General features: G+C 74.4%; 23 protein-coding genes. 16 read left to right on the top strand and 7 right to left on the bottom strand.

Annotated features, from left to right (window positions below; all coding sequences use genetic code 11):
* The first annotated feature begins 310 nt into the window (after positions 1-310).
* The 3 genes from H9640_RS16975 to H9640_RS16965 all read left to right on the top strand — a co-directional run bounded on the left by H9640_RS16975 (position 311) and on the right by H9640_RS16965 (position 2777).
* Entirely contained in the window at positions 311-1399 is a 1089-nt protein-coding gene (locus H9640_RS16975) for an endonuclease/exonuclease/phosphatase family protein (RefSeq protein WP_191791957.1), read from the top strand.
* 74 nt (positions 1400-1473) lie between these two features.
* Positions 1474-1833 carry a hypothetical protein gene (locus tag H9640_RS16970; protein WP_191791956.1) on the top strand — a complete coding sequence of 120 codons (360 nt, stop codon included), beginning with the start codon at positions 1474-1476 and terminating at the stop codon, positions 1831-1833.
* A gap of 182 nt (positions 1834-2015) precedes the next feature.
* Complete coding sequence (locus H9640_RS16965) at positions 2016-2777, top strand: SAM-dependent methyltransferase (protein ID WP_191791955.1); 762 nt, start codon at positions 2016-2018, stop codon at positions 2775-2777.
* Positions 2778-2783: 6 nt separating this feature from the next.
* Here the strand turns inward: H9640_RS16965 and H9640_RS16960 are convergent, their stop codons facing one another.
* The 7 genes from H9640_RS16960 to H9640_RS16930 all read right to left on the bottom strand — a co-directional run bounded on the left by H9640_RS16960 (position 2784) and on the right by H9640_RS16930 (position 10792).
* Positions 2784-3002 carry a helix-hairpin-helix domain-containing protein gene (locus H9640_RS16960; protein WP_191791954.1) on the bottom strand — a complete coding sequence of 73 codons (219 nt, stop codon included), beginning with the start codon at positions 3000-3002 and terminating at the stop codon, positions 2784-2786.
* Between the two features lie 47 nt (positions 3003-3049).
* Positions 3050-4345, bottom strand: a complete 1296-nt coding sequence (locus tag H9640_RS19780; RefSeq protein ID WP_191791953.1) for an MFS transporter — start codon at positions 4343-4345, stop codon at positions 3050-3052.
* Positions 4342-5772 carry an LLM class flavin-dependent oxidoreductase gene (locus tag H9640_RS16950; protein WP_191791952.1) on the bottom strand — a complete coding sequence of 477 codons (1431 nt, stop codon included), beginning with the start codon at positions 5770-5772 and terminating at the stop codon, positions 4342-4344. Before H9640_RS16950 ends, H9640_RS19780 begins: the two co-directional genes overlap by 4 nt.
* A gap of 85 nt (positions 5773-5857) precedes the next feature.
* The gene (locus H9640_RS16945; RefSeq protein ID WP_191791951.1) at positions 5858-6769 is read right to left on the bottom strand and encodes an ABC transporter permease; all 912 of its coding nucleotides are present in this window, start codon (positions 6767-6769) and stop codon (positions 5858-5860) included.
* Positions 6762-7661 (bottom strand): ABC transporter ATP-binding protein, encoded by a 900-nt coding sequence (locus tag H9640_RS16940; RefSeq protein WP_191791950.1) that lies wholly within the window; start codon positions 7659-7661, stop codon positions 6762-6764. The genes H9640_RS16945 and H9640_RS16940 overlap by 8 nt, the downstream gene beginning before the upstream one ends.
* Complete coding sequence (locus H9640_RS16935) at positions 7658-8758, bottom strand: ABC transporter substrate-binding protein (protein ID WP_191791949.1); 1101 nt, start codon at positions 8756-8758, stop codon at positions 7658-7660. Before H9640_RS16935 ends, H9640_RS16940 begins: the two co-directional genes overlap by 4 nt.
* A 405-nt stretch (positions 8759-9163) precedes the next feature.
* Positions 9164-10792: an ATP-dependent DNA ligase gene (locus H9640_RS16930; protein ID WP_191791948.1), complete on the bottom strand. Its 1629-nt coding sequence runs from the start codon at positions 10790-10792 to the stop codon at positions 9164-9166.
* A gap of 119 nt (positions 10793-10911) precedes the next feature.
* On the opposite strand from H9640_RS16930, the gene H9640_RS16925 reads away from it, so the two are divergent.
* From H9640_RS16925 to H9640_RS16865, 13 genes are all read left to right on the top strand, one after another.
* The gene (locus H9640_RS16925; protein ID WP_191791947.1) at positions 10912-11688 is read left to right on the top strand and encodes a 3-hydroxyacyl-CoA dehydrogenase; all 777 of its coding nucleotides are present in this window, start codon (positions 10912-10914) and stop codon (positions 11686-11688) included.
* A gap of 583 nt (positions 11689-12271) precedes the next feature.
* Positions 12272-13540 (top strand): LLM class flavin-dependent oxidoreductase, encoded by a 1269-nt coding sequence (locus H9640_RS16920; RefSeq protein ID WP_191791946.1) that lies wholly within the window; start codon positions 12272-12274, stop codon positions 13538-13540.
* 12 nt (positions 13541-13552) lie between these two features.
* On the top strand, positions 13553-14974 hold the full coding sequence (locus tag H9640_RS16915) for an NtaA/DmoA family FMN-dependent monooxygenase (protein WP_191791945.1): 1422 nt from the start codon (positions 13553-13555) through the stop codon (positions 14972-14974).
* A gap of 51 nt (positions 14975-15025) precedes the next feature.
* Positions 15026-15997 carry a DUF1684 domain-containing protein gene (locus tag H9640_RS16910; protein ID WP_191791944.1) on the top strand — a complete coding sequence of 324 codons (972 nt, stop codon included), beginning with the start codon at positions 15026-15028 and terminating at the stop codon, positions 15995-15997.
* Positions 15994-16605: a GNAT family N-acetyltransferase gene (locus H9640_RS16905; protein ID WP_191791943.1), complete on the top strand. Its 612-nt coding sequence runs from the start codon at positions 15994-15996 to the stop codon at positions 16603-16605. Before H9640_RS16910 ends, H9640_RS16905 begins: the two co-directional genes overlap by 4 nt.
* A gap of 73 nt (positions 16606-16678) precedes the next feature.
* Entirely contained in the window at positions 16679-17827 is a 1149-nt protein-coding gene (locus H9640_RS16900) for an amino acid ABC transporter permease (protein WP_191791942.1), read from the top strand.
* The gene (locus tag H9640_RS16895) at positions 17824-18639 is read left to right on the top strand and encodes an amino acid ABC transporter ATP-binding protein (protein WP_191791941.1); all 816 of its coding nucleotides are present in this window, start codon (positions 17824-17826) and stop codon (positions 18637-18639) included. Before H9640_RS16900 ends, H9640_RS16895 begins: the two co-directional genes overlap by 4 nt.
* Before the next feature lie 83 nt (positions 18640-18722).
* Positions 18723-19784: an ABC transporter substrate-binding protein gene (locus H9640_RS16890; protein WP_191791940.1), complete on the top strand. Its 1062-nt coding sequence runs from the start codon at positions 18723-18725 to the stop codon at positions 19782-19784.
* A 97-nt stretch (positions 19785-19881) separates the two neighbouring features.
* Complete coding sequence (locus H9640_RS16885; RefSeq protein WP_191791939.1) at positions 19882-21075, top strand: FAD-dependent oxidoreductase; 1194 nt, start codon at positions 19882-19884, stop codon at positions 21073-21075.
* Between the two features lie 61 nt (positions 21076-21136).
* On the top strand, positions 21137-22006 hold the full coding sequence (locus H9640_RS16880) for an NADPH-dependent oxidoreductase (RefSeq protein WP_191791938.1): 870 nt from the start codon (positions 21137-21139) through the stop codon (positions 22004-22006).
* A 99-nt stretch (positions 22007-22105) separates the two neighbouring features.
* Entirely contained in the window at positions 22106-23380 is a 1275-nt protein-coding gene (locus H9640_RS16875; protein ID WP_191791937.1) for an LLM class flavin-dependent oxidoreductase, read from the top strand.
* A 40-nt stretch (positions 23381-23420) separates the two neighbouring features.
* On the top strand, positions 23421-23810 hold the full coding sequence (locus H9640_RS16870; protein ID WP_191791936.1) for a rhodanese-like domain-containing protein: 390 nt from the start codon (positions 23421-23423) through the stop codon (positions 23808-23810).
* Positions 23807-24454 (top strand): GNAT family N-acetyltransferase, encoded by a 648-nt coding sequence (locus H9640_RS16865; protein WP_191791935.1) that lies wholly within the window; start codon positions 23807-23809, stop codon positions 24452-24454. The genes H9640_RS16870 and H9640_RS16865 overlap by 4 nt, the downstream gene beginning before the upstream one ends.
* The last annotated feature ends 13 nt before the right edge of the window (positions 24455-24467 follow it).

The following is a 24467-nucleotide window of genomic DNA, read 5'->3' as shown; positions in this document are numbered from 1 at the left end:
GCCCCCCCCCCCCCGGGGGGGCGTTCGCGAGATGCGGCCAGCCGGGGTCTGGAACCGTCCCGGACCCCAGCTGGCCGCATCTCGCGGTCGTCGTGAGGCCCCACCCGGTGCGGCGGCTCGTCGAGATCGGGCTCGTCGTCGGTTCCGGGGTTGCCTGACCGACAACGGGCAGCATCTCGGAGGTCGACGACGCCCGCCCCAGGGCGTCGCGGCCGCGTTCACAGAATCCCTCCGCGCGCTGCACCGGGTCTGCCCGTCGCCCGGGACGGACCGGCCCGGAACCGCCCGAACCGGTCGATAGGGTCGCTGCATGACAGGGGACAGCAGCGCCGCGGGGACCAGCGACGACGGTGGCCGCGCGCCCGGCCCCGAGCCCGACGTCGCCCCCGCACCCGCCACCCCGCCCGACGTCGCCCCCGCCCCGGCGAGCCGACGTCGCCCGGGTGGGCGCGCCGTCGGGCTGGTGCTGTGGGTCCTGGGCGGGGTGGTCCTGGCCATGACGCTCGTGCGCGCCGTCCCGTACGACGGCGTCACGCCCCTCGCGCAGGTCGTCGGCGCCACGCCGTGGGTCGTCCCCCTCACGCTGCTGGTCGCCGCGGCGGCCCTGGCCCTGCGGCGCCGGCTGCTCGCGACCCTGTGCGGGGTCGCGCTCGCGGCGCAGGTCGTGTGGGTCGCCCCGTTCTTCGTGCCGGGTCCCGGCGTCGACGGCATCGAGGCGGGTGCCCAGGGGACGCTGCGGGTCCTGACGGTCAACGCGTACTTCGGGCAGGCGGACGCCGAGGCCGTGGTGCGGATGGTCCACGAGCAGGACGCGGACGTGCTCGCGGTCGTCGAGCTCACGGCCGACTTCCACGACCGGCTCGAGGCCGCGGGGATCGAGGCGGTCATGCCGCACCACGTCGACGCCAAGGTGGGCACGGGCTCGCCCGGGAGCGGCCTGTGGAGCCGGACAGTGCTCTCCGACCCCGACACCAGCGAGTGGAGCACGTTCGCCATGCCCGCAGCCACGGTCGACGTGGACGGCACGCCCGTGCGTGTGACCGCGGTCCACCCCGTCCCGCCGCTGCCCGAGATCACGGGCGTGTGGCACCAGGAGATGGCCGACCTTGCCCGGCGCGCGCACGACGAGCCCCTGGCCCAGGTGCTGCTGGGCGACTTCAACGCGACGTACGACCACGCGTCGTTCCGCGCTGTCCTGGGCGACCGGTTCCGCGACGCGACGCGCACGGCAGGGCACGGCCTGAACCTGTCGTGGCCCGTGGGGGAGCGGGTCCCGACGTTTCTCGACCTCGACCACGTCGTGGTCGAGGCGGGCATGCGGGTCGACGACGTCGACTCGCTCGTCGTTCCCGGCTCCGACCACCGGGCGCTCGCGGTCACCGTGCAGGTCGCCCCGTGAGCGTCGCCGCGCCGACGACCACCGATCACCTGACGATCCTGGCGACCGTGCAGGTCAGGCCCTAGGTTGGTGGCATGAGCGACGACGACACCGCCACCACGTACGAGGCTCGGCTGCGCGACCTCCTCGAGCACCGCATGGAGTCGGGCCGCGTCCTGGCCGAGCGGGCCGAGCAGGTCGCGGCCGCCAAGGCGACGCTCGAGGAGGCCGAGCGCGAGTACGCGACGGCGTTCTCCGACGCGCTCGCCGCCGGCTGGACCGAGGCCGAGCTGCGCAAGGTCTTCAAGTCCCTTGGCGTCCCGGTGCCGACGCGCCCGCGCCGCAGCAGGAGCACGGGCGTCAAGGCGCAGCCGCCGGTGCCCAAGCCGCCCGTCGTGACGGCGCTGGCCCGCCGCCACGACGACACCGAGGTCATCGACGTCGTCACGGCCTGAGCGCCGGGTCGCCGCCGGCGCTCACGGACGTTCTCGGCCCTGCCAGGACCACCTGAGAGCCCCCGAAAACACCCGCCGGACCCCTGGTTCGACGGGCCCTCAGGTGGGATGATGATCTCGGTGTCTTCGCAGGTCAGAGCATATGAACGTGCTCTCGGGGGCGCCTGAGGCGGAGGGCCGTCATGAACCGTTCCATCCAGACCGAGAACGACGTCGCGCGGCTGCTCGACGCCCTCTACTCCGAGGCCACCGAGCGGTGGGCCGCTCGCGGCGCCGCCGCCTGGCACGGCAGCGCAGCCTGGTGGGACACCTTCTACACCGACCGGGACCGTGACGTCCCGTTCTTCCGTGACGCCCCCGAGGAGAGCCTCGTCGCCTGGCACGGGGCGGGTCTCCTGCCGATCGGCCCGGGCACGCGTGTGCTCGAGCTCGGGTGCGGACCGGGGCGCAACGCGATCTGGTTCGCCCAGCAGGGCGCGACCGTCGACGCGCTGGACCTCTCCGGGACGGCCGTGAGCTGGGCGCAGGAGCGGGCATCCTCCGCCGGTGTGGACGTCCGCTTCGTGTGCGCGGACATGTTCGACTGGTCCGCCGAGGAGACGTACGACGTCGTCTTCGACAGCGGGTGCTTCCACCACCTCCCGCCGCACCGTCGGATCGGCTACCGCAGGCTCGTCGAGTCCTGGCTCCGTGACGGCGGATCCTTCGGACTGACCTGTTTCGCCGCCGCGGGCGACGGGGTCGCCGCGATGGGGTCCGAGGTCGACGACGTCGAGCTCTACCGCAGCGGGGCGCTCGCCGGCGGGCTCGCGTACGGCGCGGACGACCTCCGCGCCCTCTTCGACGGGTTCACGGAGATCGAGCTGCGCAGGCTCGCACCGCAGGCCGACGGTTCGTCGCTGTTCGGCGAGTCCTTCCTGTGGGGCGGGCTGTTCCGGTCCTGACGAGCGTCACGCCTCCCGGAACCCCGATCCCCGCTCGGCGAGCTCCTCGCCCAGGATGCGGATCGCCCGGGGCCCGACCCCGTGGATCGCGAGCAGCTCCTTGGCGGTCGCGCGCGTGAGGTCCTCGTAGCGCGTGTACCCGTGGTGCGCGAGCTCGCGGGTCGCGACCTTGCCGATGCGCGGCGTGAGGTCGCTGGGCGGGACGGCGGCGCGGTCGTCGGTCATGGCGTGGTCCTCTCGGTCGGCCCGCCAGGGGGCGTGGACACCCAGCATCACCGAGGGACGGTCTCGCTCGCGACCCCGGTCACGGCTTCCGCCCCCGGCACGGTCACCGCCACGGGCTCCATCTCCACCGCCACCGGCACGGGCCGCGGCCACGGCGCCCACACGGGCACGTACCGCCAGAACACGGCACCGCCCGCGACCGACGTCGCGCCGACGACGACCGCGGCGGCCCCCAGCGGCGCGACGAGGGCGGTGCCCGCGACGACGAGCGGACCCGCGAACGCCCCCGCGTCGTGCAGGAGCCGCCACGCCCCGAAGAACTCGGCACGTTGCGCGGGCGGCGCGACGTCGGCGCCGAGCGTCATGATGACGCCGTTGCTCAGCCCGTTCCCGAACCCGAGCACCAGGGCCACCACCGCCAGGGACGCGACGCCGCCCGCCCACGGCAGCGCGAGGTAGCCCGCAGCGAGGACCGCGAGCGACGGGACAGCGAGGGCGCGCCGACCGAACCGGTCCATGAGGTACCCCGCGGGGATCGACACGAGCACGTCGAGCGCGGCGCTGGCCCCGAAGACCAGGCTCGTCGTCGCGGCGTCGACCCCCAGGAGGTCGGCCCACAGCGGCAGGACCACGGTGCGGGCCGTGCGCGAGAGCCCCATGAGGGCGGCGCCGAGGCCGAGCGTGCGCAGCAGCCGGCGGTGCTCGACGAGCACGCGCCACAGCCCCGCCTCCCGGGCGGCCACGTCGCCCGGCGCGCCGGGTGCACGGGGCGAGCGTCCGACGTCGGGCACGCGGCCCATGAGGACCGCCGTGGCGCACACCGCGACGAGCTGCACCGCGAACCCGCCGCGCGTCCCGACGGCCAGGATCGCGGCCGCCCCGAGGAGGGGACCGACGAAGAAGCCGACCCGCATCATGGCCGCGACGCTCGACATGACGCGTGCGCGGCGCGCGAACGGCACGGCCTCGGCGAGGTACGTCTGGCGGGCGAGGCCCCACACGGCCTGCGAGAGGCCCGCGAGGAACACGCCGACCGCGAGCGAGACGACCGACCACGAGACCAGGCAGAGCGCGACCCCGCCCACGGCCAGCACGCTCGCCCCGACGATCGAGCGCCGTTCCCCGAACCGGGACACGAGCCGCCCCGCGGGCAGGTCGCCGACGAGCTGACCGAGCCCGGCGAGCGCGACCACCAGGCCCGCGACACCCAGCGACGCGCCGTGCTCGCGCGCGGCGAGCGCGACGACCGGTGCGGCCGCGCCCTGGGCGACGCCCCAGACGCCGGCGGGGACGTGGACGGTCCACGCTAACCGGACCGGCGGGGAGCCCGTGCCCGCGCTCACGCCAGGACCGGCTCCGTGGTCCGGGCCCCCTCCTGCCCGACGGCGCCGCTCGCCTCGTCCGCGCGGCCCGCCTCGGGGAGCGCGTCGGCCGCGCGCGTCGCGTACCGGCTCTCGGGGCGCGCGAGGCCGAGGTGGTCGCGCAGCGTCGTGCCCTCGTACTCCGTACGGAACAGGCCGCGCTCGCGCAGGATCGGCACGACGTGGTCGGCGAAGTCGTCCAGGCCGCCCGGCAGGTAGGGCGGCATGACGTTGAAGCCGTCGGCGGCGCCCTGCGTGAACCACTCCTCGATCGTGTCGGCGACCTGCTCGGGCGTGCCCGCGACGACCCGGTGGCCGCGCGCCCCCGCGAGGCGGTGGAGCAGCCCGCGGACAGTGGGCTGCTCACGCTCGACGATGCCCGCGACGACCTGGAGGCGGCTGCGCGAGTTGTCGGTCACGTCGCCCGCGTCCGCGAACAGCTCGGTCGGTACGGGGCCGTCGAGCTGCGCGTGATCGAGGCGGACGCCCGTGAGCTTCTCGAGCTGGCGCAGCCCGTACTCGGGGACCGTGAGCTCGTTGAACTCGCGCTCCAGGGCCTTGGCCTCGTCCTCGGTCGCGGCGATGAACGGGCTGATGCCCGGGAGGATCTTGACGGCGTCGCGCGAGCGGCCCAGCGCCTCGGCCCCGGCCTTGATGTCGGCGTAGAAGGCCTGCGCGTCGGACAGCCGCTGGTGCGCCGTGAAGATCGCCTCGGCGTAGCGGCTCGCGAACGCGCGCCCCTCGTTCGACGCGCCCGCCTGGACCAGGACCGGGTGGCCCTGCGGCGATCGGGCCGCGTTGAAGGCGCCCTCGACGCGCAGGTGCTCGCCGCGGAAGGCTGCGTCGTGGATCTTCGCGGGGTCGGCGTAACGGCCCGACGCGCGGTCGATCAGCACCGCGTCGTCCTCCCAGCTGTCCCAGAGCCGGGTGGTGACCTCGACGAACTCTGCGGCGCGCGCGTACCGCTCGACGTGGTCCGGGTGGGAGTCGAGGCCGAAGTTGCGGGCCGCGTCCTCGCTCGCCGTCGTGACGATGTTCCACCCGGCGCGACCGTTGCTCAGGTGGTCGAGCGTCGAGAAGAGCCGCGCCAGGTTGTACGGGTCGTAGAACGTGGTCGACGCGGTCGCGATCAGCCCGATCCGCGTCGTCGCAGCAGCGATCGACGCGAGCGTCAGGATCGGCTCGAGCCTGCCCACGCTGTTGAACTCGACGCCGTCGTGCAGGACGGGGCCGTCCGCGAAGAAGACGGCGTCGAACCTCGCGGCCTCGGCCGTGCGGGCGAGCTCGGTGTAGAAGTCGGCCGTGAAGATGCGCTCGGGCTGGGTGTCCGGGTGCCGCCAGGCCGCCTCGTGGTGGCCGGCGGGGTGGATGAACAGGTTCAGGCTGAGCTGGCGGGGCTGCTGGGTCATGGTGCGTCCTCGGGTCGTGGGTCGGGTCGTGGGATGGGGCGGGAGACGGTTCCTGCGGGGGCTGGGTCGCTCACGGGCGAACCGCTCACGTGGTGCGCCAGCGCGAGAAGTGCCGTTCGAGGCTCACGAGCACGGCGTTGATCGAGACCCCGACGAGCGAGATCGCGATGATCCCGGCGTACATGTTCGTGATCTGGAAGTTGAACTGGGCGTAGGTGATGAGGTACCCGAGCCCGGCCTTGGCGCCGACCATCTCGGCCGCGATGAGCACCAGGATCGAGCTCGTCCCGGCCATGCGGATGCCCGTGAAGATCGTCGGGACGGCGGCCGGCAGCACGACCTTCTGGAACAGCCGGACGGGAGGCAGCCCGAGCGACCGGGCCGACTTCACGAGCAGCGGGTCCACGGTCCGGACCCCGGCGATCGTGTTGAGCAGGATGGGGAAGAAGCACGCGTAGACGACGAGCGTGATCTTCGACGTCTCGCCGATCCCCAGGACGAGGATGAACACGGGCAGGAGCGCCAGGGCCGCGGTGTTGCGGAACAGCTCGAGGAACGGGCCGAGGAACTGGGCGACGCTCGCCCACCAGCCGATCGCGATACCCAGCGGGATCGCGAGCAGGACCGCGATCGCGAATCCCGTGCCCGCCCGCGTCAGGCTCGTCCCGACGTGCTTGCCCAGCTCGCCGCTCGTGAGCAGCTCCCAGAAGGACTCGAGCACCGCGCTGAGCGGGGGCAGGAAGACCTTGTCGACCAGCCCGACGCGCGGCGCGACCTCCCAGATCACCAGGAAGAGCACGATCGCGGCCGAGGCCCGCAGGACACGGACCCCCACGCCCCGCAGGCGAGCGCCGACGGACGGCGTCGGGTCCTGGTCGGCCGTGAGCACCTGACGGCGTCCGAGCGTGGGCGGGTCGGCGAACGCGACGGTGTCCTGCGCAGGGCGGGCCAGGGCCTCGCCCCGGGCGGGGGCGTGCGGGGTCACGGTGCTAGACATGGGCGTCCTCCTGCTGTGCGTGGAGCGCGCTCCACACCTCGTGCCGGTACCGGCCGAAGCGCGCCGAGGAGCGGACGTCGCCGTGCTCGCCGTCGTCGCCGCCAAGGTCAGCGGCCCCCGCGAGGTCGACGTCGATCACGGTCTGCAGCCGGCCCGGGCGGGGTGTCATGACCGCGACGCGCTGCCCCAGGTACACCGACTCCTCGATGCCGTGGGTGATGAAGACGATCGTCTTGCCCGTCGCGCGCCAGATGCGCAGCAGCTCGTCCTGGAGGGACTCGCGCGTCTGGGCGTCGAGGGCCGCGAACGGCTCGTCCATGAGGAGCACCTCGGGGTCGAACGCGAGGCTGCGCGCGATCGCGACGCGCTGCTTCATGCCGCCCGAGAGCTCGTGCGGGTACCGGTCCGCGAAGGCCGTGAGGCCCACCAGGTCGAGGTACTCGTCGGCGACCCGGGCCCGTGCGGCCCGCGCGACGCCCTTGGCCTCCAGCCCGAGCTCGACGTTCGCGCGGGCCGTGCGCCAGGGGAGCAGCGCGTACTGCTGGAACACCACGCCCCGGTCGAGGCCCGGCCCCGTGACGGGCGAGTCGTCCAGGAGGATGCGGCCCGACGTCGGCTCGGTGAGCCCGCCGAGCAGGTCCAGCAGCGTCGACTTGCCGCAGCCCGAGGGCCCGACGACCGTCAGGAACTCGCCCGCGCGGACGTCGAGCGTGAAGTCCTCGACGGCCGTGAACCGCTTGCGTGCCCCGCGGCCCGCGGCCGCGTCGCGCACGATGAACTCCTTGTGCACGTGCTCGAGGCGGAGCTTGGGGGTCGAGCCCGGGAAGTCCGCCGCCTCCGGGGAACCCGTCGCGCTGGGCCGGGTCGCCGTGACCACCGCCGTGCCGCTCATGGCGCGACCTCGACGGGCTCGCCGTCGGGGCCCGCGTCCTTCGCGTAGGTCCCGTTCGCGTAGGGGTTGTACTCGTTGGTGTAGATGTCCTCGGGGGAGAACTGGCCCTTCTCGAGCTCGCCCTCGCGCACGAGCCAGTCGATCCACGTCGAGATCTCCTCCTCGTCGATCACGCCTCCCGGGACCGTGATGCTCGCGGACTTCCAGTAGGGGACCAGCTCGGTGTTCTCGCCGCGCCCGCGCCCCTCGATGATCGAGGTGTACCGCGCACGCACCTCCTCGACCGGGGTGACCTGCGTCCAGCGGATCGCGCGCGCCGTGCCCTGCACGAAGTCCTCGACGACCTCGGGGTTCTTCTCGATGTACTCGTCGCGCAGGATGTACGTCCCGTAGGAGAAGTTCCCGTAGAGCGACGTCTCGCTGAAGAGCTGCGTGATCCCGCCGCGCTCCAGGGCCTTGTCCTGGAAGACGCGCGAGAGCCCGACGACGTCGACCTGCCCCTCGCGCAGCACCTGCTCGGCGTTCACGGGCGGCACGACGACGAGCTCGACCTGGTCGATCTCCTCGGCGCTCAGCCCGCCGCGCGAGAGCCACTCGCGGATGAGGAACTCGCTCTGCGCGCCCAGCGTGTTGACGCCGATCGACTTGCCGATCAGGTCCCGGGGCTCGGTGACGGGGCTGCCCTCGACCGTGTAGAAGCCGCCGTAGGACAGCTCGTCCGAGCCGTAGTAGGAGATGACGGACGTGATGGGCGAGCCCGACGCCTTGAGCTTGACGATGGCGCCGTTGAACGCGCCCCCGAAGTCGGTCGAGCCTGTCGCGGCGGCCTGGATGCTCTGCGGGCCGCCCGTCGAGTCGCCGACCCACTCGAGCTCGACCTTCTCGAAGTAGCCGAGGTCCGCCGCGAGCTCGGGGAAGGTCACCTGCCCGACCGAGCCGTCGTAGCGCAGCACGGCCTTGCCGGACTCGCCGACCGTGGCCTCCTCGGCGCTCGCGGCCGAGCACGCCACGAGCGTCACGGCGAGGCCCGCGGTCAGCGCGGCCCGGACGGCGGTACGGGCCGGGTGGTGGGCGTGGGGTCTGAGGGTGCGGGGCATGGGAGCTCCAGGGAGTCGGGGTAGGCGTGTCCGGCCGACGGCGGGCACGCCGGCAGCACGGTGGGAAGGGTGGGAAGGGGGTCGCTCGGTCCGCTGGCGCGCGAGGTGCACGACGGCGCGAGCGGGAGCGTGAGCGCGCGAGGAGCGCGGGGCGGGGGGTCGGCGCGAGCCGTGCCCGGGGAACGGCGGGGCTATCGACAGAGACAGCCGGCGACGAGACGCAGGTCGACGGCGCGGCGCACCACGAGGCGCACCGGTGTCCCGGGGTGCTCGTGGGCGGAGTCGTCGAAGCGCATGGCGGCGATCCTGGCGGCAGCCACCGGGAGGGCACAAGGCCCTATCCGGTCTCCGAGACGATGTTTCGCCCGGTTCCTCCGGGTTAACGGCACGGGGCCGGCCCTGAGGTCAGGCCAGCGCCCGGACCGCCTCGATCGTGTCCGCCTCGTCGGCGGTCTTGTCGTCGCGGTAGCGCAGCACGCGCGCGAAGCGCAGCGCGAGCCCGCCGGGGTAGCGCGTGGACCGCTGGAGCCCGTCGAACGCGATCTCGACGACCTGCTCGGGCCGGACGTGCACGACGTAGTCGGTGCGCGAGGTCTCGAGCTCGAGGAACCGCTCCGTCTGCCAGCGCAGCATCTCGTCGGTCATGCCCTTGAACGTCTTGCCGAGCATCACGAACCCGCCCTGGGGGTCGCGGGCGCCCAGGTGGATGTTGGACAGCAGCCCCGTCCGGCGACCCGACCCCCACTCGACCGCGAGCACCACGAGGTCGAGCGTGTGCCGCGGCTTGACCTTGACCCACCCGGCTCCGCGGCGCCCTGCCGCGTAGGGCGCGTCGAGCGACTTCACGACCACGCCCTCCTGCCCCTCGCGCACGGCCTCGGCGAAGAACTCCTCTGCGGCGCCGGGGGACGCGGTCGCCAGGCGACGGACCGTGAACGACCCCGCGACCTGGTCGAGCACGTCGAGCCGCTCGTGCAGCGGGGCGTCGATCAGGTCGTGACCGTCGGCGTGCAGCACGTCGAAGAAGTACGGGCGGAGCGCGAGCGCCCCGGCAAGCGCGGCCTCGCCGTCCGCGCCACCCGCACCGCCGGCGTCCCCACCACCCGCACCGCCGGCGTCCCGCGTGGCCGACCGGGCGGCCGTCTCCTGGAAGGGCCGGGCCACCCCGTCCGGCCCGACGACGAGCGCCTCGCCGTCCAGCACGAACCGCTCCGAGGCCAGGGAGCGCGCATCCGCGACGATCTCCGGGACGCGCGGGGTGATGTCGTCGAGCGAGCGTGTGAACACCCGCACCGCGTCGCCGTCCCGGTGGACCTGGATGCGGATGCCGTCGAGCTTCACGTCGACCGACACCCGGTGTCCCGGGTCGTCCGCCGCGGGCGAGGCCCCGAGCTTGTCGAACGCCGCCGCCACGTCGGGGGCCGACTGCGCGAGCATGGGCCGCACGGGGCGACCCACCTCGAGGCCGAACCCGGCCAGGGCGGTGAGTGCCGCCGTCGGGCCGGGGGCTTCGAGCGCCGCGCGCGCGACCGGGCCCGTCGCCCCGCGCAGCATGACCGCGCGGCGCACCGCGTCGACCGGGACGCCCGCGGCCTCCGCGACCGCGTCCACGACCAGGGCGTCGAGCGCACCCTGGCGCAGGTCGCCCGCGACCAGGCCGCGCAGGAACGACTGCTCGCGCTCGGTCGCCGCTGCGAACAGCGCCGTGGCCGCCGCGGACCGGGCGGTGTCCGAGCCGGGACCCGAGAGCGCCGCCATCTCCTCGAACGTCGCGTCGACCGCCTCGACCGTGAGCGTCGGGGAGCCGGCAGGCGGCGGGAGGGACCGCAGCGACGCCCAGCCGAGCCCAGTGCGCCGCTGCCGCAGCTCGCCCGCGAGGTAGGACACGACGATCTCGACGTCGTCACCGGGCCCGCCTGCTTCCCCGTTCGGTGCGGCCCGGCGCAGCAGGTCGGCCAGCGCCGCGCGCTTGGCCAGGCGCGACCGGGTGGCGGCGACGGCGTCGGACGTGGCGGCGACCTCGGCGAGCAGCATGTCTCATCCTCGCGCCACCCCGCCCGGCCCGCTCGGCCAGCCCGACGGCGGCGCCCGGCCCTGCGGACCTCCTCGCCCTCGGGCTACGCTGCCCAGGGGCGTCGACGAAGGAGTGGGACGTGGAGATCGCGGGCAAGGTCGCGCTGGTGACCGGAGGGGCCTCGGGGCTGGGGCGGGCGACCGTCGAGGAGCTGGTCGGCGCCGGGGCGCGCGTCGTGGTCGCGGACCTGCCGGGCTCGCCCGGCCAGGCGCTCGCGGACACCCTGGGCGACGCGGTCCGGTTCGTGCCCACCGACGTCACGGACGAGGACGACGTGTCCCGGGCGCTCGACGCCGCCGCGGACCTGGGCGGGCTGCACGTCGCGGTGAGCTGCGCGGGGATCGTGCTCGCGCGGCGCGTGCTCGGCAAGGGCGGCGTGCACGACCTCGCGTCGTTCCAGAAGGTCGTGACCGTGAACCTGGTCGGGACGTTCAACGTCGCGCGGCTCGCGGCCGAGCGCATGGTCGCCCTGGACGGCGACCCGCGCGGCGAGGCGCCCGAGGAGCGCGGCGTGATCGTGAACACCGCGTCGGTCGCGGCGTTCGACGGCCAGGTGGGTCAGGCCGCCTACGCGGCGTCGAAGGGCGGGGTCGCGGCGATGACGCTGCCGCTCGCGCGCGACCTCGCGGACCGGCGCATCCGGGTCATGGCGATCGCGCCCGGCATCTTCAGCACGCCCATGATGGCGTCCCTGCCGCCCGAGGCCCAGGAGTCGCTCGCGGCTCAGGTGCCGCACCCGCGCAGGCTCGGCCGCCCCGAGGAGTTCGCGCGCCTGGTGCGCGCGATCGTCGAGAACCCCATGCTCAACGGCGAGGTGATCCGCCTCGACGGCGGGATCCGGATGGCCCCGCGCTGACCCTCGTCCGCTGAGTGCGGAGCAGTTGCTGTGGATCGCCGGTGATGACGACAACTGCTCCGCACTCAGCGGAAGGTGGTGTCCGGTTCGGACCGGTTCCTGTCTCAATCTCTACTGATTCGGTCCAGAATGCGGACGGTTGGCCCAAGTCGTTGACACCTCCTGTGCTCGGGCATACATTCCGGGCCATCGGCAGACGCCCCGTCCGCCGCACCGCAGCACGACGACCCGAGGAGGACCCGTGGACACCAGCACCGCGCTCGTCCCCGTGACGGCGCCGTCGGCCCTCGCAGGTCGCACGTGTTGTCCCCCCGGGCGCCCCGTCGTCCCGGGCCGCGTCTGTTGTTGAGCCTGCGCTCCTCCTGACGTCTCCCGAGCCGGACCGGCTCGTCCCTGAACCGCCCCGCCCGTGAACGGGTCGCTGCGGCATGCCGATCTGCGGCGAGCCACAGCGCCACCCGCCACCGCGCCCGGCGGTCCACCCCTCTGCACCCCAGTTCTCGCGACCCGTCGCGGCCGTCCGCCGACCCCTGCGGCAGCGACCGAGCGACCCCGCACCCGACCTCCCGGAGTGGAACGACCCATGCCTGACTCGAACCTGACGCCGCTGTTCGCCCCCACCTCACAGCCCGACGAGCAGGCCGCGTCCCGGCCCGTCGAGGACGACCTCGACGCGCTCGTCGGCATCGACGACCTGCTCGACGAGCGCCCGCGCCGCTCGGTGCACCTCGGCGTCGACCTGTCCGACGCCGGCGCACGAGCGGGTGCGTGGCGGGCCGTGGGCTCGCAGTCGCCGCGCCTGTTCGACGCGCACCGGCTCCAGGAGCTCGTCGCGACCGCCGAGCGCGGCGTGCTCGACTTCGCGCTGTTCGACGACACGTTCTCGCTCCAGCCCACGCGCAACACGACGCTCCGCGGCCGGCTCGACGCGGCCCTCGTGGCCTCGCGCCTCGCGCCCCGCTCGACGGGGATCGGCCTCGTCGCGACGGTCGACACGACGCACACCGAGCCCTTCCACGTCTCCAAGGCGATCGCGACGATCGACCACGTGAGCACGGGCCGCGCCGCGTGGCAGGTGGGCTGGTCGACGACCGAGGCAGCCGCCGCGCTGTTCGGGCGCAAGGAGGCCCAGGACACCGCGGACGCGGTCGCCGAGGCCGAGGAGGCGATCGAGGTCGTGAGCCGACTCTGGGACAGCTGGGAGGACGACGCCGAGATCCGCGACGTCCCCTCGGGGCGGTTCATCGACCGCGACAAGGTGCACTACGTCGACTACGACGGCGTCCGGTTCGCCGTGAAGGGCCCCTCGATCACGCCCCGCTCGCCCCAGGCGCAGCCCCCGGTCGTGGTGCGCGGGGACTCCGCGGAGGCGCTGGCCCTCGCGGGGCGTCGCGCCGACGTCGTGCGGGTGCGGGCCACGACGCTCGACGCGGCCAAGGCGCTGCGCGACCAGGTGCGCGCCGCGGCCGCCGAGGCAGGGCGCGACCCCGACGAGCTGCGCGTCCTGGTCGACCTCTACGCCGTGATCGGACAGGACAGGGCCAGCGCCCAGGCGCGGCTCGACCTGCTCGAAGGGCTCGAGGGCGTCACGTGGGACACCGACTCGCTCACGCACGTGGGCACGGCCCGCGACCTCGCCGAGGTCGTCGAGGAGTGGTTCGAGGCGGGCGCCGCGGACGGGTTCACGATCCGACCCTCCTCGCTCCGCACGGATCTCGACGCGCTGGTCGACGGCGTCGTGCCGCTGCTCCAGGACGCAGGCGTCTTCCGCGCCGCATACCCGGGCACGACCCTGCGGGACACCCTGGGCCTCGCCCGCCCCGCCAACCGCTACGCCGCCGCGATCGCCTGAGGAACCCCCACCATGACGCACCCCACCCCCGCCTCGTCGGCCCGCCCGCACGACGGTCGGCCCCGCAAGCAGATCCACCTGGGCGCCCACTTCCCGGGCGTCAACAACACGACCGTGTGGAGCGACCCGGCCTCGCGCAGCCAGATCGAGTTCAGCTCGTTCGAGCACCTCGCGCGCCGGGCCGAGGCCGCGAAGCTCGACTTCTTCTTCCTCGCCGAGGGCCTGCGGCTGCGCGAGCACAAGGGGCAGATCCACGACCTCGACGTCGTGGGCCGCCCCGACACGCTCCCGGTCCTGGCAGCGCTCGCCGCGGTCACCGACCGCCTGGGCCTCGCGGGGACGGTCAACACGACGTTCAACGAGCCCTACGAGCTGGCCCGCCAGTTCGCGACGCTCGACCTCCTGTCCGGGGGGCGTGCGGCCTGGAACCTGGTCACGAGCCCCGACGCCTTCACGGGTGCGAACTTCCGCCGCGGCGGGTTCCTGCCCTACGAGGAACGGTACGAGCGCGCGGGCGAGCTCGTCGCCCTGGCCCGGCAGCTGTGGGACGCGTGGGACGACGACGCGGTGGACGAGGACGAGCTCGTGCGGCCCGGGGCCGTGCGCCCGTTCGCACACCAGGGCAAGCACTTCGACGTGTCGGGCCGGTTCGAGACCCCGCGCGGGCCTCAGGGGCACCCCGTCCTGTTCCAGGCGGGCGACTCGGCCGACGGGCGCGACTTCGCGGCGGCGACGGCCGACGTCGTCTTCTCGGCGCACTCGGCGTTCGAGGACGGCCAGGCGTTCTACGCCGACGTGAAGTCCCGCCTCGCGGCCCACGGTCGCGACCGCGACTCGCTCAAGATCCTCCCCGCGACGGTCGTCGTCCTGGGGGACACGGCCGAGGAGGCCGCCGAGCGTGCGCGGGAGATCCGGCTCCAGCAGGTCCCTGGGCGGACGGCGATCGCGTTCCTCGAGCAGGTCTGGGGGCGGGACCTCACGGCGTACGACCCCGAGGGGCCGCTGCCCGACGTCGAGCCCGACCTCGACCACCTGAACATCACGCGCGGCCGCGTCCGGCACGTCAGCAACCCAGGCCCGGTGGTCCGCGCCTGGCGCGAGAAGGCCGCGGCCAACGGCTGGTCCATCCGGGACCTCGTGATCGAGGTGTCGGGTCGCGGCGGGTTCGTCGGCACGGCGCAGCAGGTCGCCGACGACATCGACCGCCACGTGCAGGAGGACGCGTCGGACGGCTTCATCCTCGTGCCGCACCTGACCCCCACGGGCCTCGACGACGTGCTCGACCAGGTCGTGCCGCTGCTCCAGGAGCGCGGCTCGTTCCGCACCGAGTACACGGGCACGACGCTCCGCGACCACCTGGGGCTCTCGCGTCCCGAGGTGGGGTCGAGGCGCCCCGCGGGAGCCTCGACCGGCACGACGTCCCACTCCGCCTGACCCGGCTCGACCGCCCGACCACCGCCCGACCACCAGCCCCGAAGGAGCATCATGACGACGAGCACCACGTCCCCGGCAGGCGTCACCACGCGCGGCCGCCACACGGCGTCCGCACCGACGGGCACGCCCGTCGAGCAGTCCGGCTCGGCGACGAGCGCCGCCGCGGCCGCGTGGTCGGCGTGGCACGCCGAGCGCGAGCGCACCCTGCGCGAGCAGCACGGCTGGCTCACCCTCACGTCGCTGCACTGGGTCCCGGAGTCCCCGACGTCCTTCCCGGGCCTGCCCGGCCAGTGGTGGTCGGACGCGGACGGCGTGCACCTGCGCGCCGCGGCGGCCGACGCGATCGTCCCGGCCGGCGGCCAGGACGCACTGCGCGGCACGCACGTCCAGGACGTCGCGGAGGGCGCGTCGACGTTCGTCGCGACCTTCGTGCCCGACGGCGCCGACCCGGCCTCCCCGGTCGCGGTCGAGCTCGTGCGGCGCACCGGGCGCTACGGGCTGCGCGTGCGTGACCCCCGGGCCCGCACCCGGGTCACGTTCGAGGGTGTCCCGACCTTCGCCTACGACCCGTCGTGGGTTCTCGACGCACCGGTCCGCTGGTACGACGAGCCGGTCGCGGAGGTCGTGGGCGGCGCGCAGCCCGGCCTGGAGCACCACGTCCAGGTCGTGGGCGAGGTCGACGTCACGCGCAACGGCCTGACGACGACCCTGCGGCTCACGGGCACGCCGGGCGGCAGTGCGAGCCTGCTGTTCACCGACCCGGCCCCCGGCGTCGCGGACTGGCGCGTGCTGTTCGTCGACCGCGCCGCAGCCTCCGACAAGACCGACGCCCCCGACGAGGTCGACGCCCCCGACGACGAGCGCGTTGCCGGGCCGGACGACGCCGTCCGGACGCTGCGGCTCGACCTGAACCGCACGCTCAACCTGCCCTACGCCTTCACCGACTTCGGCACGTGCCCGCGCCCGGTCGAGGGCAACGTCCTGCCGTTCTCGGTCGAGGCGGGGGAGAAGGTGCCGCGATGAGCGCGCCCACGACGGCGGTCGCGGTCCGCTCCGTCCACCTGCACGACCCGCTGGTGCGCCCGTTGCTCGACGAGCTCGCGCACGAGTACGCCTCGCGCTACCGCAGCCTCCTCGACGAGGAGGACCTGCGCGCTGAGATGGAGCACTACCCTGCGACCGACTTCGCGGCCCCGCACGGCGACCTCGTGCTGCTCCTCGCGGACGGCGAGCCGGTCGCGGGTGGTGCGTTCCGCCGTCGGGCAGAACCGGAGGTCGGTGACCCCGCCCGCCGGACCCGGCCGGACGCCGGGCCGCACGCCCGGGGCGCCACGCACTCCGACGACGGCGTCCCCCTCGTCGCGACCGCCGAGCTCAAGCGCATCTGGACCCACTCGGCCCACCGGCGGCGCGGGCTCGCCCGCCAGGTCCTCGCCGAGCTCGAGCAGCGCGCGGCCGGGCGCGGCTACCCCCGGATCTACCTGACGACCGGACCCCGCCAGCCCGAGGCCGCAGGCCTGTACCTCAGCGCGGGCTACACCCCGCTGTTCGACGTGACGCGCGACCCCGAGGAGATCGGGCCCCTGGCGTTCGAGAAGTGGCTCTGTCCGCACGTGTCAGAACCGGTGTGACCCCGAGGTCACGCTCGCTCTGACACGGCTGGACCAGCCCACGCCCACCCCCCTTCTCTCCCCGAGGTCCACCATGAGCACCCTGTCCCTCCCGCAGGACGAGTCGCGCCAGCTCGCGCCACCCCCCGGATCCCTGCCCGACCCGCCGGGCGCCACCGCCACTGTCGACCGATCCGTCTCCGACGGGGCCACCGCTCCCGACGAGGCCACCTCGCGCTGGGAGGACCTCAAGGTCGTCCCCGCCCGCCACCCGGGACGCTGGGTCGCGACCGCGTTCGTCGCGGTCCTGGTCGCGATGGTCGTCAGCTCGCTCGTGACCAACCCCAAGTGGGAGTGGTCGGTCGTCGCGCAGTACCTGACCTGGCCCTCTGTGCTGGGCGGGCTGTGGGGGACCATCCGGCTGACGGCGGTCGCCGCGGTCATCGGGTTCGGGCTCGGGACGGTCCTCGCGCTCATGCGACTGTCCCGCTCCCCGCTGCTCCAGGCCGTGTCGTCGGCGTACACGTGGGTGTTCCGCTCGGTGCCCCTGATCCTGCAGCTTCTCCTCTGGTACAACCTGGCCTACCTGTACCCGACGCTGTCGCTCGGCATCCCGTTCGGCCCCGGCTTCCTGGAGTTCGGCACGCTCGACGTGATCGACAAGTTCGGCGCCGCGATCCTGGGCCTGGGCCTGTCGCAGGCCGCCTACTCCTCGGAGATCGTGCGCGCCGGGATCCTCTCGGTCGACCAGGGCCAGCACGAGGCCGCGGCGTCCCTGGGCATCCCGCGCTCGCGCCAGACGCTGCGCATCGTGCTGCCGCAGGCCATGCGGACCATCGTGCCGACGTCGGTCAACGAGATCATCGGCCTCGTCAAGGGGACCTCGGTCGTGTACGTCCTCGCGTACGGCGAGCTGTTCTACACGATCGGCGTCATCTACGGCCGCAACCAGCGCGTCGTCCCGCTGCTCATGGTCGCGGCCATCTGGTACCTCGTCATCACGACGGTCCTGACGATCGCGCAGTACTACGTCGAACGGCACTACGCCAAGGGCGCCGTCCGCACGCTGCCCCCGACCCCGGTCCAGCGCGTCCGGTGGACGCTCCAGGTCGCGTGGTCCCGGGTCACCGGACGCCCCGCGCCCGCCCACCTGCCACCCGCCTACGCGGCGCGCGCCGCCGTCGGGCGCGGTCACCTGACCCGCACCGGGGCGACCGGCCGCCACCCTGGAGGTGCCGCATGACCGCCACGACCACCCGTCCCGCGGCCGAGCCGGCCAACCCGCCCACCACGCCCCTGGGCCTCGTCGAGGTCCGCGGCGTCCACAAGTCGTACGGCACGCTCGAGGTGCTCGCGGGCATCGACCTCGTGGTCCGCCCGGGCGAGGTGACCGTGATCCTCGGCCCGTCCGGCTCGGGGAAGTCGACGCTGCTGCGCGTCATCAACCACCTGGAGAAGGTCGACCGCGGGTTCGTCGCGGTCGACGGCGACCTCATCGGGTACTCCCGCCGAGGAGACACGCTGCGCGAGCTCAAGGAGAAGGACATCCTCGTCCAGCGGACCCGGATCGGGTTCGTGTTCCAGAGCTTCAACCTCTTCCCGCACCTCACGGCCCTCGAGAACGTCGTCGAGGCGCCCGTCTCGGCGCAGGGCCGACCACGCGCCGAGGTCGAGGTCGAGGCGCGCGAGCTCCTGGCCCGGGTCGGCCTCGCCGACAAGGTCGACGCCCGCCCGCGCCAGCTCTCGGGCGGGCAGCAGCAGCGCGTGGCGATCGCCCGCGCGCTCGCGACCCGGCCCCGCGTCCTGCTCTTCGACGAACCGACGTCGGCGCTCGACCCCGAGCTCGTCGGCGAGGTGCTCGACGTCATCAAGGACCTCGCGCACGGCGGCACGACCATGGTCGTCGTCACGCACGAGATCGGCTTCGCCCGCGAGGTCGCCGACACGGTCGTCTTCATGGACGCGGGTCGCATCGTCGAGCAGGGGCCCCCAGCCCAGGTCCTCGACGCGCCCCGCCACGACCGGACCAGGGCCTTCCTCGACAAGGTCCTGTGACCGACCCCCGGGGTCTGGCACACCCGAGGCCGGTCCGCGTCACCCGCCCCACCGCACTCCCACCCACCACGAAAGAGAACACGATGTCCCTGCACACCTCCGGCGCGCCCGCCCGCCCCTCGGCGGCGTCCCGCACCGGTCGCCGCCCCGCCCGTCTCTCCCACCGCGCGGTCGCCGCCGTCGCGACCCTTCCCCTCCTCGCGCTGCTCGCGGCGTGCGCGACGAACGCCGACGCCGAGCCCGGCACGGCCGACAACGAGAAGGCCGCGGAGGCCGCCGGTCTCGTGATCGACACCTCGCCCGACCAGGAGTTCATCCACACGACCGAGTCGCCCGAGGCGATCGCGCTCCTGCCCGAGGACGTCAAGGCCGCAGGGGTCCTCAAGGTCTCCACGACCGCGGGCGGGCTGCCGCCCCTGGGGTTCCTCGCGGACGACGACAAGACGCCCATCGGCAACGAGCCCAACATCGCCGTCCTCGTCGCGGACGCCCTGGGTCTCGACCTCGAGCTCGAGGTCAAGGCGTGGGCCGACTGGCCGCTCGCGCTGCAGTCCGGGGACGTCGACGCCGTGATCTCGAACGTCACCGTGACCGAGGAGCGCAAGGAGCTGTACGACTTCTCGTCCTACCGCAACGACCAGCTCGGCTGGCTCGCGGGCGCGTCGAACGACAAGGTGCCACCGATCAAGGAGGCCAAGGACATCGCGGGCCTCACGGTGGGCGTCGGGTCGGGCACCAACCAGGAGAAGATCCTGCTCGCCTGGAACGAGGAGAACGTGGCCGCGGGCCTCGACCCCCTCAAGGGCGGTGAGCCCGAGTACTACGAGGACTACAAGGACGCGCTGCTCGCGGTCGCCTCGGGTCGCCTCGACCTGTACGTGGGCCCCAACGCGAGCCTCGCGTACAGCGCCGCGACCGCGCCCGACCAGTACAAGGTCGTGGGCACGCTCAACGGCGGCTGGCCCGCGACGGCGCAGATCGCGGTCGCGACCCTCAAGGGCAGCGAGCTCGCCCCGGCCGTCACGGCGGCCATCAACCACGCGATCGAGGACGGCAGCTACGCCAAGCTCCTCGAGCACTGGGGCCTGGAGGACGAGGCGATCGCCGCCTCGGAGACCAACCCGCCCGGGCTGCCCAAGCCCTGACCGGACGGCCGCCCGGCCCGCGGGGCTCCTCCTGGGACCCGCGGGCCGGCGGCACCGGACCACCCACCGTGAAGCAGCCCCGAGAGAGGCACCCAGCATGACCGAGCACGTGTCGCACGTCGTCGTCGGCGGCGGCGTCATGGGGTCCGCCGCGGCGTGGCAGCTCGCACGCGCGGGGCACGACGTCGTCCTGCTCGAACGCTTCGAGCCCGGCCACGCGAACGGCGCCTCGCACGGCGCGTCGCGCATCTACCGCACGACGTACTCCCAGCCCGCGTACCTCGACCTCGCGCAGGAGGCGTTCGGCCTGTGGCGCGAGCTCGAACGCGACGCAGGGCTGCGCGCGGGCGCGGTCCTCACGCTGACCGGTGGCGTGAGCCACGGCTTCCCACGGCGCACCGAGATCGGGGACGCGTTCGTCGCGCGCGGCATCCCGCACGAGTGGTTGCGCCCCGAGGAGGCGGCCGAACGCTGGCCGGGCCTGCGCTTCGAGGGCGACGTCCTGCACGAGACCGAGACGGCCGGGCGGGTACACGCCGACCGTGCCGTCGCGGCGTTCCAGTCCGCGGCCCGCGCGCACGGTGCCGACGTCCGCCACGGCGTGCACGTCCGCCACGTCCACCCGGGTCCGGGCTCGGTACGTGTCGTCACGGACCGGGGCGACCTGGTCGCGGGCACGGTCGTGGTCGCCGTGGGCGCGTGGAGCACGGGCCTGCTGGGGGCGGCGTTCCCCGAGCCCGACGGCGCCGCGCCCCTCCCGTCCCTCGTCGTCACCCAGGAGCAGCCCGCGCACTTCGCCCTCACCCTGGGTGCACCGGCGGAGGGCGCCTGGCCGGCGTTCACGCACGCCCCCGCCGAGCCGCACGCGTGGCCCAGCGGCGTCTACGGGCTCGCGACCCCGGGGGAGGGGATCAAGGTCGGGTTCCACGGCGTCGGTCCCCGCACGGACCCCGACCGGCGGACCTTCCGTCCCGAGCCGGGGCAGCTCGCCCAGCTCCAGGACTACGTCCGGGCGTGGGTGCCGGGCGCCGACGCGGAGCGGCTCGTGCCCGTCTCCTGCACGTACACCACGACTCCGGACCACGACTTCGTGCTCGACCGCGTGGGCCGCGTCGTGATCGCCGCGGGGTTCTCGGGGCACGGCTTCAAGTTCGCGCCGTCGATCGGGCGGGTCCTGGCCGAGCTGGCCCGCGAGGACCCGGACGCATCGCCCGAGGCCGCGGACCGGGTGTTCTCCCTGGCCCGCTTCGCGCGCGGTCCGCTGGCGCAGGTTCGCGGCCGGGCGGACTGACCGGCAGACCCCGCCTGCGACACCGACCACCTCGTTCCGCTCCGACCACCGAAAGGCCACCATGTCGACCTCGACCGACCTCGCCGCACCCCCCAAGGCCGTCCTCGCGACGGACCCCCTCGCGACGGCCTCGCCCCTGACCGAGCGCTACGGCCCCGGCCAGGCCGTCGTCCTCGCGGAGCCCACCGCGGCGATCGACGGGATCCTGCGGCACCGCACGGTGCGCGCCTACCTCCCCGACGCGCTCGACGAGGCGGTCCTGCCGACCCTCGTCGCGGCCGCGCAGTCCGCCCCGACGTCGTCCAACATGCAGTTCTGGAGCGTCGTCGCGGTCACCGACCCGGAGCGCAAGGACCGGCTCGCGGCGCTCGCGGGTGGTCAGGAGCACATCCGGCAGGCGCCGCTCCTGCTCGTGTGGGTCGCGGACCTGGCGCGTGCGCGCGCGATCGGCGAGGCGCACGGCACCTCGCTCGAAGGCACCGACTACCTGGACTCGACGGTCGTGGCGTTCGTCGACGCGGCCCTCGCCGCGCAGAACGCCGTCGTCGCCGCGGAGTCGCTGGGGCTCGGGACCGTGTACATCGGTGCGCTGCGCCACCACCCCGAGCAGGTCGCGGCCGAGCTCGGCCTGCCCGAGGGCACCGTCGCGGTGGTGGGGCTCGTCGTCGGGCACCCGGACCCCGCGGGAGGCGAGCGGGTCAAGCCGCGCCTGCCCCAGGCCGCCGTGCTGCACCACGAGACCTACGACCTCGACGCCCAGGTCGAGCACGTCGACGCCTACGAGGACGTCATCGCGCCGTTCTACCGCGACGAGGGGCTCACGGAGAGCTGGCGCCGCCGCGTGGTCGACCGGCTCGCGATCCCCGGCCCCCAGCGCGGCCACGCGCACCTGCACTCGGCGCTCGCGGCCCGCGGCCTGCCGTCCCGCTGACCCATCTCCTGCTGAGTGCGGTGCAGATGTCGTCAGATCGGGCGATCGACGACAACTACTCCGCACCCAGCGCCCCACCGACTCACAGAGGACCTTTCGATGACCACCTCCGACCAGCCGACCGTCCCTCAGCTGTCGCCCCCGAGCCGGGTCCCGCTGTCGATCCTCGACCTCGCCGTCGTGAGCGAGGGATCGACCGGTGCCCAGGCCCTGCGCGACACCCTCGACACCGCTGTCCGCGCGGACGCCCTCGGTTACCGCCGCATCTGGTTCGCCGAGCACCACCTGTCGCCCGGCGTCGCGTCGGCGTCCCCCGCGGTCCTCGCGGCCCTCGTCGCGGAGCGCACGTCGCGCATCCGCGTCGGGTCGGGGGCCGTGCTGCTGAGCACGACGAGCCCGCTGATCGCGGCCGAGCAGTTCGGGACCGTCGCGGCCCTGCACCCTGGGCGCGTGGACCTCGGCCTGGGGCGGGCCTTCACCCCACCCCCCGCCAAGGGTGCGCAGAGCGCGGGAGGCGAGGTCCCGCCGTCGGGCACGGGAGAGGCACCCGCCGCACCCCCGGTCCAGCCCGCCCCCGAGCGTCCGGCCGGGACGCGCGTGGTCGACGGGCTCCTGGTCCCCGCCGCGCCGGGCGTCGACCTCTCCGACTCCGCCCTGCGTGAGCGGCTGCTCGCCCAGAAGGAGGTCGTCGGTGCGAGCCGGACCCCGGGGGAGTTCGGCGCCGAGCTCGAGCTGGTCCTCGGGCTGCGCGCCGGGACGTTCACCGACGGAGCGGGCACCGGGTGGACGAGCCCTCCCGTCGAGGGCGCGGCGTTCGACCTGTTCGTCCTCGCGTCGAGCGGCGGCGTGAGCGCCCGCGTCGCGGGCGAGCTCGGGCTGCCGCTCGCCGCGAACTACCACGTGGGCCCGTCCGCGACCCTCGACACCGTCGCGGCCTACCGGGCGGCGTTCCGGCCGGGAGTGCTCGACCGCCCGTACGTCGTGGTCTCGGCCGACGTCCTCGTCGCGGACACCGACGACGAGGCCCGCCGGATCGGCGAGCCGTTCACGGCCTGGGTCCTGTCGATCCGTCGCGGGGCGGGCGGTGCCGTCGCGTACCCGGCGCCCGGCACGTCGCCGGCGTGGGAGGACCTGACCGATGCCGACCGGGCCGCCGTCCAGGACCGCGTCGAGACGCGGTTCGTCGGGTCGCCCGAGACCGTCGTCGAACGCCTCGAGACCCTGGCGCGCGTGACCGCTGCCGACGAGATCGTCGTCACGACCGCCGCCCACGACCCCGCCGACCGGGCGCGCTCGTTCGAGCTCCTGGCCCGGCACTGGGGTCTGCAGGGCGTCGTCGACGCCCCCACCCGTGAACCCGCCCTCGCCAGGTAGACCACCCGCGACCCGCCCCACCAGAACCCGGAGAACCCACATGACCCAGCACCAGCCCCTCCTCACCCCGGCCACCGACGCGGGAGCCCGCGTCGCCGACGGGGCCTTCCTGATCGACGTGCGCAGCGAGGGTGGCCGCGCGACCGCCGGCACGATCCCCGGCGCCACGGTCACCGACCGCGACGACCTCGACGCGATCTTCGGCCCTGCCGCCGCCCCTGCGGTGTCGCTCGACACCCCGGTCGTCGTGGTCTGCGGCTCCGAGCGCGGCTCGGGCCCCGTCGCCGAGGCCCTCGCGGCACGCGGCTACACGAACGTCACGCACGTCGAGGGCGGCTTCCCCGCCTGGCGCGACGCGGGACTCCCGGCCGAGCCGGGGACGGGAGCGGCGCCGTCGGGCCCGCACGAGCCCGTCCGGCAGCGCGCATGAGCGCGCCCACCACGTCGCGCCCGCGCGCGGACAGCCTGCCCGACGGCGTCGCTCACCGGAGCGAGCAGACCCCCCGGGGAGTGGGGACGCCCGGGGACGGGGTGACCGTGCGGCTCGTGACGCCCGCCGAGCACGAGGCCGTCGCCGACCTGCTCGACGCGGCGTACGGGCACGAGTACTCGATCTCGGAGTCGTACCGGGCCGTGCTGCGCGACGTCACGAGCCGCGCCGCCGAGCACGACGTGTGGGTCGCGGTCGACGACGAGACCGGCGCCCTGCTCGGGACCGTCGCGACGCCGTCGCCCGGCCGGCACATCTCGCCGCTGGCCCGCGAGGGCGAGCTCGACTTCCGGCTGCTCGGTGTCGCTCCCGCGGCCCGGGGGCGGGGGATCGGGACCGCGCTCACGCGGCACGTCCTCGACGTGGCCCGTGCCCAGGGAGCGCAGCGGGTCGTCATGAACTCCGGCCCGCAGATGACCCGCGCGCACAGGCTCTACGAGGCGCTCGGGTTCCGGCGCCTGACCGAGCGTGAGACCCGCGTGATCGAGGGGGAGGGCGGTGGCCGGCTGCACGCGTACGGCCTCGACCTCACCCCGGAGCCACGCTCACCGAGACAGCACCCCACCGCACCCGACCTCACCTGAACCGGAGAACACC

Origin of the sequence: Oerskovia gallyi, from assembly GCF_014836745.1 — a bacterium.
GTDB classification, from domain to species: Bacteria; Actinomycetota; Actinomycetes; order Actinomycetales; family Cellulomonadaceae; genus Oerskovia; species Oerskovia paurometabola.
Note: the sequence above shows the minus strand (reverse complement) of the source record. Positions and strands in the feature narration are given on the sequence as shown.